The sequence below is a fragment of the Siminovitchia fordii DSM 16014 = CIP 108821 genome (assembly GCF_000374565.1).
Lineage (GTDB): Bacteria > Bacillota > Bacilli > Bacillales > Bacillaceae_C > Siminovitchia > Siminovitchia fordii.
Genome location: NZ_KB894689.1, coordinates 209,844 through 220,845 on the forward strand (window position 1 = coordinate 209,844; position 11,002 = coordinate 220,845).

Genomic DNA, 11,002 nt, shown 5'->3' on the forward strand with positions numbered 1-11,002 from the left:
AATAAAGGGTTTGTGTTGTTGAAAATCCTGTTAATCGGGAAATTAGGAACATACATCATTAATAAGACAATGTATAATATAAACAAGGTTTTTAGATAATGCTTGATTAGACGGCAATGAGTACAGTCGTACTTATTGCTTTTTAAAAGGTGGAAAAAAATTGAATCATACAGAGAAAAAATTGCCGACCTATTTATATACTTACTCCTGCAATGGTGGAGAACATTCTTTATGTGCTTTGGAGGCCCGTACATTGTTTGGAGCCGAGCCCCAAGATAACCTAGTGAAAAGCCATGTAATGATTGATCCAAGCCGAAGTCCTTTTATAAAGGAAAGAATGCACGTCATGTATGAGGGGGAAAGCCTTCAAGACCTACTCAAGCAAGTGGAGACCTTACAAATAACGGGTGAAACGTTTAAAGTAGTCTATGTGAAAAATGAAGGCTTATCAAAAACGGAAAAGATAGGATTTGAGAACAGACGTGCAATTGAGAAGGAAGTTGGGCTACACATCAATGGTGAGGCTGCTCTTGAACACCCAAAAAGACTGTTCGGTGTCATGGTTGTGAACGGAAGATGGATTTTCGGTGATTATGTTAAAAGTGAACCGGTTTGGCATCGACATCAACAAAAGCCTCATAGCTACTCCACTGCGCTGAACACACGCGTAGCTAGAGCTGTTGCAAACATCGCAGTTCCTAAACCAGTCGGAATAAAGGCCATCGACCCTTGCTGCGGAATCGGGACTGTACTGGTGGAAGCTTTATCCATGGGGATTGATATTGTAGGAAGTGACAAGAACCCTCTTATCCTCGATGGCGTCAGAGAGAATATCGCTTATTTCGGGCTTTCGGGAGAAGTGACCTTCACAGACATCCGTGACGTTACTAATCACTATGATGTAGCGATTATCGACCTACCTTACAATTTATGTTGCGCCATCACCCCTGAGCAGCAGAAAGAAATACTCAGTCATGCACGCAGGATTGCCCAGAGGGCCGTATTTGTAAGTGTTGAGCCAATCGATGACATCCTGCTAGAAGAGGGATTTTCCATTATAGATCGTGCTGTCGTCAGCAAAGGGAAATTCACACGCGAAGTGATTGTGTGTGAATAAGTTTCCTTAGAAATGAAAAAAGACTGTAGACAATATGTAAGTTTGTCTACAGTCTAAAGCTAATGATAAATTAAGCTCTATTAAAATGATAGAGTCTCCAGAGCACTCCAATTTATCTATTGTAGCTTTTGAATTATGTATGAAGTTCACGGTAAGTGCAGTTTAACCAAAGAACAGTCACAAAAAACTATGGTTATTAAGTGCTGAAGATAAATGCCACCTTTCTATATTATTGGACAAGCCTTAACAAACTTTGCATCTATACTGGCAAAATTAATCTATCGACACGAAGCTGCTGAATATTCGGCAGCTTTTGCATTATTCATATATAAAACTTATAATATTAGGTAAAGTTACATCTTTCTGAAAAGACTTTAAAATGCGGTTTTTTTATTTTTTTAAGAAAAATGATGCGTAGGCATGAAACTTGCTAGTGCTTATATAACTGTGCCTCACATAGAGTCAACAGATTATTGTAAACGACAGGACCTACAACTTGAAAATATGGGAGGGAACTTAATGAAGTGAGTGAAATCATCATAAGAGGAGTGATTCAGGCTTGAGAAAAGTTCCGTTTAAAAAAATGCATGGTTGCGGCAATGATTTTATTGTGATTGATAATCGGGAATCTGTAATGAAAAGTTTTGAGCTTTCTCATTTTGTCAAGTCCGTTTGCACCAGGAGGTTCCATATTGGTGCGGATGGCCTCATGTTATTGGAAAAATCCACATCAGCAGATTTTAAAATGAGATATTTCAACTCAGACGGCAGTGAAGGGGAGATGTGCGGAAACGGAGCACGCTGTATCGTGAAGTACGCCTATTTAATGGGAATAGGCGGTGATGTCATGACTTTCGAAACGTTGAATGGTATTTACGAAGGAAGAATACGTAATGAGAATGTCCAAATTAAATTTCCGCCCATACCGATTCAGGATTTCCATCTCCATCAACCTTTTCCTTCGAATGAAAACGTTTTCTATCATTTTGCTTGGGTAGGCGTACCACATACGGTATTTGTTGAAAGGAATATTGATCTAAAACAGGATCAATCTTTTATTCAGTGGGCCAGAGCCATCAGATACAATCCAGCCATCTGTACAAGTGGAACAAATGTCAACTTAATTGAAATAGGTGATGAAAATCAAATCAAGATTAGAACGTATGAACGCGGAGTGGAAGATGAGACATTGGCCTGTGGTTCTGGTGCGACCGCTTCGGCCATTATTTCAGGTTTGTTGGGCAATGTATCTTCTCCTGTAAAAGTTCATACCAAGGGAGGCATTTTGACGATTACCTTTCGAATCACAGAAGACTATGTTCAAGATATATGTTTGGAGGGAAATGCGGTTGTTGTTGCTGAGGGAGAACTTCTGTCAGAAGCATCAGTCAGAGTATAAAGCGGAAAGGGAGAGGATGCTTAAGATATGTATTTACACGGGACATCTAAGATTCATAAACAGGGTGATGTAGAAAATCGGCGGTTGTTTGTAATAGAATTGACGAAACAATACGGCCATCAAAAAAGGTGGAGATATTTGAATGTTATTATCAAAAATACCGAGAAGAAGTTATACACAAGTACAAACACCCATTGAAAAGTTAAATCGGCTTACTCATTTATTAAATGGGCCTAATATTTTCATCAAAAGAGATGATTTGTTGGGACTGACCGGGGGCGGCAATAAAACAAGAAAATTAGAGTTTTTAATGGCGGATGCCATTGCAAAGGGAGCAGACACGATTGTAACATGTGGTGCGCTTCAATCGAACCATTGCCGCCTAACATTGGCTGCAGCAGTGAAAGAGGGATTAAAATGCCAGCTTGTATTAGAAGAAGGGGTTTCAACAACATATGACCCAAATGCGAATGGAAATAATCTCCTATATAAATTGCTTGGAGCAGAAGAGATTATAGTCGTAAAAAATGGTTCAGATTTAAATGACGAGATGCAGGCAGTAGGTGAAAAACTGATTGCTTCAGGAAGAAATCCCTACATCATTCCTGTCGGTGGATCCAATGAGTTGGGGGCTGTAGGTTATGTTGCTTGTGCACAGGAAATCCTCCAACAATCATTTGAACACGGGCTTGCGATTGACCATATTGTTGTGGCAAGCGGAAGCGGCGGGACACAAGCAGGATTAATTGTTGGGTTACATGGAAACAATGCCTCCATTAAGGTAACAGGGATTAATGTTTCCAGATCAAATGAATCACAGATCCCCAAAATCTATCAACTGGTACAAGAGACAGCCAAATTTCTAAATGTTTCATATGAGATTCCCATCAAAAGGGTGCAATGCAACGATCAGTTCGTTGGCGGAGGTTACACGATTCCAACTGAAGGCATGATTGAAGCGGTACAAATGCTGGCACGTACAGAAGGGATCCTATTAGATCCCGTTTATACCGGAAAAGTTATGGCTGGACTGATTGAATTGGTCCGAAATGAAACGTTCAAGAAGGATGAAAATGTACTGTTCATCCATACAGGCGGTTCTCCTTCCCTATACGCAAACCATACATTATTCAATGAAGATTTGTTTGTTTTGCAGGGTTGACGCATACAGCGGAGAGCAAATGTATTTGGATTGTGGATTAAATGATAAAAAGTGTTGAACGAAGGGCTAAACATATGAAGGCTGTTGCAGTTTTGCCGGATTCAGAATATTATATGTGTTCGCTTAAGTATGGATATAACGATTAAATGGCTAAAGCAAACATGTAAAAAATGACAGGGGCGGGACTGGATTAAATATGAATTCGAAAGACCAGAAGTTAACAAACATAGGGGGTAACGACTTTGGGAAAAAAATTAAAAGCCTATCGTTTTCCATTAATTCTTCTTTCGGCAATTATTATCGGCTCCATTATCGGACTGATTTTTGGTGAAAAGGCTGGTGTCATTCGGCCACTTGGAGACTTGTTTATCAATCTACTTTTCATGGTCGTTGTTCCACTTGTTTTCTTTTCCATTTCATCGGCTGTAGCCAACATGGACAGCATGCGCCGGCTTGGTAAAATCATGGGATGGATGATAACCGTTTTCGTTATTACTGGTATTATTGCATCTATTACGATGGTTGTTGCAACGATTATTTTTCCGATGGGATCTGGAGTGGATATCTCTTTGGAAACTCCCGAAAACTTAGAAAAGCTAACACTTTCAGAACAACTTGTAAGCACTTTCACAGTTCCGGATTTTGTTAACTTGTTTTCCCGTCAACACATGCTGGCTCTCATTGTGTTTTCTGTTCTTATCGGAATAGCAACAGGGTTAACCGGTGAAGTTGGCAAACCGTTTGCCAGATTTCTTGAAAGTGGATCTGAAATATTTATGAAGGTCATTCAACTCATTATGTATTATGCACCAATTGGTTTAGGAGCTTATTTCGCTGCGTTGATAGGAGATATGGGCGCGGAGTTGATTGGTGATTACGCTCAGGCATTCCTTCTTTATTATCCTGTTGCCATCCTTTACTTTGCTATTGGATTTACACTGTATGCATTTATTGCAGGAGGAAAAAAGGGGGTTACCCGTTTTTGGAAAAATATCCTTACACCAGCAGCAACGGCATTGGGAACCGGAAGCAGTTTTGCCACATTACCGGTAAACTTACAAGCTGCCAAAAACATAGGTGTTCCGAAAGATATCCGGGAAACTGTATTACCTCTTGGAGCAACCATTCATATGGATGGATCCTGTCTTTCAGCCATACTTAAAATTGCTTTTGTATTTGGTGTGTTCAACATGGACTATAGCGGACTAGATACGTTTCTAACAGCTATTGGTATAGCCTTATTGTCCGGTGTTGTAATGAGCGGGATTCCTGGCGGGGGCTTCATTGGAGAAATGGTTATTGTTACTCTCTATGGCTTGCCGATCCAAGCATTGCCAATTATTTCAGCCATCGGTGTCGTCGTAGATCCACCTGCAACAATGGTCAACGCTACTGGGGATACAGTAGCAAGTATGCTCGTTTCAAGACAATTAGAAGGAAAAGATTGGATGGACCAAGTAAACGTTGAAGAACCACAACAGCATAGTTTAACCCTATGAGGAAGGAAAAAAGATTATAAAGGCTGATAAAGTTTCAACCAATGCAAAGTCTTATGTAAGTGAAAAATATAACTCTTTCAACCATAAAAGCAGGAAAAAAGAAACATTACATTTTGAAGTGACTCCAAAAAGGTAGGCATCATATTTTCCTAAGCAACCTCCAAGGTCTGAACTCGGTATTCTACCGGGCTCAGGCCTTTTAATTTTCCATGCGGATTTATAGCCTGGAAGATTATGTAGTTGCTACTAATCGGCATGTAATATTCCGGGGCCGATTGGAACTCATACGTTAAGAAAAACTTTTGGTTATCATTTCTATCAAGAGCATAAAGATGTTGCCATGGCTGCAAAGGATTTTTGGGTATTCTTCGCCAACCGTCACGTTGCGTTATATCGGATGAAATGATTGATGATGCATTTATTTGTTCAAAGAAGTCAACAAGATCAACACTTTTGGTATGGAACCAACAGGACTTAATATATCATGAACTAAACTTTACTGCCGTAGTCATATACATAATATCGTTATCAAGTTTAATAGTACCTAGAGTCTTCTTTTCATATTCACCATGTAAAGTAATATCAATATCAGTAAAACCAAGTTCCTCATACATTTTTACTAATTCATCTTCAGAGAAAAATGATTTCCATGGAGCACCAATTTTTTTCATTAATTGAAGGTGTTCGTTTGCTTTTTTGTGTCTTGGAGGCGAAAATACTTCTTTACTCATAAAATCTACACTACACCCTACAATATTTATATGACTACAGAGGTACTGAAGTACTTTGTATACATTAGATTTACTAATAAAGAAGGTGCCTCCCTCCCAAATAATATAAGTTGGTTTGCTATGAATCATTCCTTCTTGTTCTAGTTCCTCAAGAATAGTAGAATTAATATCTTTTTCAAGATCACACTGTAGAATCTTAGTCTTAGTTTTAGTTTTGGAATATGAATAAATATTTTTAATGTCATTCGCTGCAATATCTAATCCAAAACATTTTTTATTTTTTAAGGAAAAGAGTGTATCTGGTTTTGTATCTAATCCTACAGATAGAATTAACAGTTGCTCAAATGAATTAGAATGTTTGTTTATTTGGTTAGTTAAATAATGATGTCGGGATATAATATTTCGCGTATAAAATCCATCATATAACTCATCACAACTTTCTTGAAATTCATTCGCATATTCAATTTCCCTAATAATTTTTTCGGACTGCATATCATTCAAGTGTTTACTTTTTACATATGGAATTCCTAACATTGTTAAATTAAGATCTTCTTTTTTAATCAAGCTACTTCCTCCTCGTATATGATATTTAAGCCTTATTTCAACTTTATTTGATATTGTTTAAAAAACCATATTTTTGCAGTTAAGGCTGTTTAATCATCTAACCTTCTTAATAGCAACTGTATGGCTTTTTTCACAGTTCGATGGCTTGAGATGCAAGTTTTTCTTGACTAAACTTACTTTGCTCAGGCAGCATCACTTCCATGCTCTCTATTGAGTTATCCAATGCTGATATGTCAATAACAGCCTGCTCACTAGCAGCGTTTGGTTCAACGTTGATATTAAAGAGATCCTTATCCATATTTACTGTTGCACTAACTGCGGGCAGGACGCATTGAAAAGATAAAAGTACGACAAAATTATTGGAAAAACTCTTTGCAAAAGTATGCCTCCAAATGAATTAAGAAGGTAAATATTACTAATAATGTGAAAATGAGGGAAAGTGTAACATTTAATAAATAATTGTAATAGTAGTTTAATATAAATCAAGGGAAAAAGAGTTTATTGTCGGAAGATGCGGAAAAAGTAGTGTTTTTCCAAATAATAAATTCAAAAATTATAATCCTTGATGACTAGTATACAGATATTTAGACTTATATTGATTTGCAAGTCGTTTCTTAGTCGATGAGACTACATGTTGTTATACTAAAAGAAATATTTAGTGCCTAAAACAACTAAAAAGAGATATTAAACCAAAAGAAAAAGACTGAATCTATGTTGAATCCAGCCTGAATTATGATTAATTTGGGATTTTAAAAAACCGCTTGGGGAAGAGTGGGTTCTTTAGCGGTCATCACCAAAAACTATGCCCTTAATTTTCTGCTTTATAGGCATCCAGGAATAGTTGTCCAAGATTACCCTTTCCTTTGAAACCTACATCACGTAGGCCATTATCGATCACTGTTAATACAGATAGAACTTTTTCAATGAAGGCATTTTCCCCCATATGACCAATTCGCAAGATGACATCTTCATATTGCGCCAAAGAAGTGGCGATGTATAGATTGTATGTTTTTTGGATGTGTCGTTGTAATCGTAATGCGCCTATTTCTTCCGGAATGATGACGGCAGTGACCGTATTGGAGCATCCTGATTCTAAGAATAAGGATAGTCCATATTCTTGTATGGATTTTCGCACGGCGTTCGCAATTTTCGCATGTCGCTCATAAACCGCCAATTGTCCTTCTTTTAAAATATTGTCCAAGGCAACATCTAAAGCTTCAATATTGCCAGCGGGCATCGTATAAGGCAAGGTTCCTTTTTCAATATATCCATTGAAAATTTGGAGGTTTGCATAATATGAAGCAATGGGTGTTTTACGATCATTCATCGCTTTTTTAGCGTCCGCACTAATGGAAACGATAGCTAAGCCAGTAGGTGCTGAGATCGCCTTTTGAGTACCTCCACAGCAAATGTCGATTTGATTTTGGTCGACATCGATGGGTTCACCGACCATACCAGCTACTGAATCAACCACTGTTAGAATGCCATATTCCTTTAGTAAGGGAGAGAGTTGGCTAACATCATTTAAGATGGACGTTGGTGTATCACAATGAACAAATGTCGCATATTTGAAGTCATGATCTTTTTCTAAATAATCGCGTACTTCTTCAACAGGTATGTCTTTATGATAATCAAAACTTAAGACAACAGGTTCTCCTCCATACATTCTGACAAAATCTTGAAAACCTTCACCGTATATACCGTTATCGAGTACAAGGACACGGTCACCAGGTTCAGTTAAGCTTGCACAGGCAGCTTCCAAAGCTAGAATCCCTTCTCCGGCAAGCAGCAATACCTCATTTGTAGTACCCATGACCTGGGCCATCTTTTGGCATACCTCATGGTAATAGTCGATGAATTCTTTATCAAAATCAGGGTTATTTGTTTTTTTAGCTAACGCCAAGCGTACATTCTCACGTACGTCCGTTGGTCCTGGTGCATAGCTTGGTTTAAATCTCATATAAATCGTTCCTTTTCCATCATGTATTTTATGGGATAACCTTAGCAAATAATTGGTATGTTTAAAAGTATCAACTTATCCTAAAATCTAGGGGTCAGTTTAAATGAATTACCTATTTATGGATCCTTTACAATTAGAAATTTTTCGGGGCGAGATTATATAAAATAAGATTGCAAATGAGGAGAATCATCAATTACAAGAGGTTAGAATTGCCATCTATACTCGGAACACATCAATTGAACAACCAGAAGGACGCAGCTTATTGTTCAAGGTTTAATAAGGAGTAATATGAAATCGAACACGGTTCTACTGATGGGCACACAATTGTACAAGCAGGGGCGGGAACCGGAAAAACGACAGTTATGATTGATCGTTTCCTGTTCCTTAAGAAAACTTTGCTAATAAATTCGTTGGAAGCCTTAAAGAAAGAATAGACTTGCTCAGCGAAAATGAATACCTGAACAAGGAAATTATTATGCGTTGCATTTTATCAGAATGAGCGGAAATAAAGCAGCGCACGATACCCGTAAATTCAGATACTCAGAGGCTTTACTTTCATGGGAAGCCATTTATACCATTGTCCAATGGTATATTGAAGTGTATGGCCCGGTTGAATTGGCTGTACCTGAGTATCAAGACCCTGTGCCTGATTCCATGTCATTGTCACAGAAGAATTAGCAAAAGTGCCGCTTACCACTGATGAATTACTGGAAGTACCAGTCTTTTCAGGCAGTTGAACCAAGATCAGATTGAAACAGTGGGGCAATTGCCAAGGAAACTTGTTATCCTTGCTAAATATGAAAATGTCGGGGGTGGAACTGTGGAGAAGTTGTATGAGCAGTTGAGAGAGAGGCAAGGGGATTAGACTTTATATGAGGATTCATCAATTTTTTGCAAAAAATTTTACTTATGGTACCATGAACCGTACCATAAGTAAATGAGTTTTTATAGTAGAGGTAGTATTGGAAAAAAAGATTCATTGGGTATTTCCTATTTGAATCGATTTCATAATTGACGTTTTTGAAAATGGGTTGAGTTACCCTACGATGTTTTTTAATGTTTTTTTAAAAAGGTATTGCGATTTAATCACGCTGTTTTTAACGAATGTTGCTCCATTTCTAGTCTGATCCGGTCTGCGGCTAATTTTGAGGCATTGTAAACAAGCGTCACCAATTGGAAGTGAAGCCTGGCTTTCTTACCGGTCCGATGACGGACATTATTGAGTCCAAAGAATTCCTTTAAGTACGCATTAACCCGTTCAACAGCTGTGCGTTCCTTGTAAAGTTCATTCCACTTTTTCGAACCTCTAGCTGGATGTGTGTACTTGCGGATATCCGTCGATTGCCTGATCTTAAAGGTCATTTGACAAAGGGAATCGAGTCGCAATGGGCAAACTGTACATTCTTTTGGACGTGTGTATTTCAGTGTCTTGTACTTCTGGTCGAAGCTGTCGTAACGATAAGAATGTTCCCGGACGCATGTAGGTGCGAAATGTTCATCGTATCCAACTACTTCCCTTTCATTGCGCTGGTTATATGGGATGACAGCCTGTAGATTCTGATTGATTAATTGCTGATATATGGGCTCATAATCATAACCTGCATCGAAAAGACCGGCGGTAAATAAAGCTGGAAGATCCCGATCAATTTTCTTCAATAATGGGATGGCTGCCTTCCCATCATTGAGATTTCCTGACGTCATTATACCCGTTAGAATGTATTGACTCTTTGTGCTGACGGCTAAATGTCCTTTATAACCAAACCAGAAGGTATTTTTCCCATCACTGTTTTTCTTGATTCCCCATTTTGGTTCGATGGGAGCTTCTTTATACAACGTTTCCACTGATTCGGATAGCTGGTGAACAATCTCTTTCTCATAAATCGGGCGTGCGTTTTCGGCAGCCTGTTTTTCCTTTAACCATTGCTCTCGTTCCACCTTCGGCTTGCGTCCGCGCTTTTTCGGTGTCTGCTTTTCTTTCTTTTTGGAGGCTTGCGCACGATCTCTTGCCTCAAAATGCGTGGCATCGAAGGCGATGTTTTCATCGCTGATATGCCCCTCGTTGATGGCAAGTAGAATCAGTTCATCATGGATATGTGTCATCACATTTGATTCGCTGATGACAGTAATCATCCTTGAATAGGAGGCTTCAGATGGAATTTGGTCCGAGTGAAGAAACCCACAGTCATATCGAAAAACCGGGTCACGTTTTAACCGTTTGATTAGGTCCTTGATTGTCACGATACGCTCCACCACACGAGCGATAAGTGAATAGACCATGGCACCATAATTCAGTTCTCTTGGGGCACCTACTTTTTTTGGTTTATCGAAAAGATTCCAAAAAGGATTCAGATCGATTGTCGAAAAAACAGCCTCAAAGTGGTGGGTAGGTTCCAACTCATATAATTCATGCATGTCAAATAGGCTTGGTTGACGTATAATGGACATAGGGCATCTCTCCAGTCTGTTATGTTTGTGTGGTAACTTACATTATACAGGATTTGGGGAGGTGCCTATTTTTTTACGTCTTGAAAGCCTTGAGCCCCAAGGGCTCGGGATTATGAAATTAACTC

At 38.7% G+C, this 11,002-nt stretch carries 11 protein-coding genes and 1 pseudogene; 8 read left to right on the forward strand and 4 right to left on the reverse strand.

Annotated features, from left to right (window positions below; all coding sequences use genetic code 11):
* The first annotated feature begins 160 nt into the window (after positions 1 to 160).
* The 5 genes and pseudogenes from C509_RS0109780 to C509_RS27005 all read left to right on the forward strand — a co-directional run.
* Entirely contained in the window at positions 161 to 1,117 is a 957-nt protein-coding gene (locus C509_RS0109780) for a TRM11 family SAM-dependent methyltransferase (protein WP_018706753.1), read from the forward strand.
* A 559-nt stretch (positions 1,118 to 1,676) separates the two neighbouring features.
* Positions 1,677 to 2,516 (forward strand): diaminopimelate epimerase, encoded by an 840-nt coding sequence (gene dapF / locus C509_RS0109785; RefSeq protein WP_018706754.1) that lies wholly within the window; start codon positions 1,677 to 1,679, stop codon positions 2,514 to 2,516.
* A 142-nt stretch (positions 2,517 to 2,658) separates the two neighbouring features.
* Positions 2,659 to 3,678, forward strand: coding sequence for a D-cysteate sulfo-lyase (gene cuyA, locus C509_RS0109790; RefSeq protein WP_018706755.1), 1,020 nt, complete (start codon positions 2,659 to 2,661; stop codon positions 3,676 to 3,678).
* Between the two features lie 242 nt (positions 3,679 to 3,920).
* Positions 3,921 to 5,177: a dicarboxylate/amino acid:cation symporter gene (locus C509_RS0109795; RefSeq protein WP_018706756.1), complete on the forward strand. Its 1,257-nt coding sequence runs from the start codon at positions 3,921 to 3,923 to the stop codon at positions 5,175 to 5,177.
* A gap of 271 nt (positions 5,178 to 5,448) precedes the next feature.
* Positions 5,449 to 5,578: pseudogene (locus tag C509_RS27005) on the forward strand (tyrosine-type recombinase/integrase); the annotation flags it as partial.
* A gap of 81 nt (positions 5,579 to 5,659) precedes the next feature.
* Here C509_RS27005 and C509_RS0109800 read toward each other — a convergent pair.
* The 3 genes from C509_RS0109800 to C509_RS0109810 all read right to left on the reverse strand — a co-directional run bounded on the left by C509_RS0109800 (position 5,660) and on the right by C509_RS0109810 (position 8,432).
* The gene (locus C509_RS0109800; RefSeq protein WP_018706757.1) at positions 5,660 to 6,472 is read right to left on the reverse strand and encodes a class I SAM-dependent methyltransferase; all 813 of its coding nucleotides are present in this window, start codon (positions 6,470 to 6,472) and stop codon (positions 5,660 to 5,662) included.
* Positions 6,473 to 6,602: 130 nt separating this feature from the next.
* Positions 6,603 to 6,770 (reverse strand): adhesive domain-containing protein, encoded by a 168-nt coding sequence (locus C509_RS26095; protein WP_018706758.1) that lies wholly within the window; start codon positions 6,768 to 6,770, stop codon positions 6,603 to 6,605.
* Between the two features lie 510 nt (positions 6,771 to 7,280).
* Entirely contained in the window at positions 7,281 to 8,432 is a 1,152-nt protein-coding gene (locus C509_RS0109810; RefSeq protein WP_018706759.1) for a pyridoxal-phosphate-dependent aminotransferase family protein, read from the reverse strand.
* A gap of 293 nt (positions 8,433 to 8,725) precedes the next feature.
* Here C509_RS0109810 and C509_RS27010 point away from each other — a divergent pair, with 293 nt between their 5' ends.
* From C509_RS27010 to C509_RS27215, 3 genes are all read left to right on the forward strand, one after another.
* Positions 8,726 to 8,866: a UvrD-helicase domain-containing protein gene (locus tag C509_RS27010; protein WP_281168066.1), complete on the forward strand. Its 141-nt coding sequence runs from the start codon at positions 8,726 to 8,728 to the stop codon at positions 8,864 to 8,866.
* Between the two features lie 61 nt (positions 8,867 to 8,927).
* Positions 8,928 to 9,110 carry a hypothetical protein gene (locus C509_RS26740; RefSeq protein WP_211214263.1) on the forward strand — a complete coding sequence of 61 codons (183 nt, stop codon included), beginning with the start codon at positions 8,928 to 8,930 and terminating at the stop codon, positions 9,108 to 9,110.
* A gap of 55 nt (positions 9,111 to 9,165) precedes the next feature.
* Positions 9,166 to 9,297 (forward strand): hypothetical protein, encoded by a 132-nt coding sequence (locus tag C509_RS27215; protein ID WP_018706761.1) that lies wholly within the window; start codon positions 9,166 to 9,168, stop codon positions 9,295 to 9,297.
* 221 nt (positions 9,298 to 9,518) lie between these two features.
* On the opposite strand, the gene C509_RS0109825 is transcribed toward C509_RS27215, so the two are convergent.
* The gene (locus tag C509_RS0109825; RefSeq protein WP_018705594.1) at positions 9,519 to 10,877 is read right to left on the reverse strand and encodes an IS1182 family transposase; all 1,359 of its coding nucleotides are present in this window, start codon (positions 10,875 to 10,877) and stop codon (positions 9,519 to 9,521) included.
* Between the last annotated feature and the right edge of the window lie 125 nt (positions 10,878 to 11,002).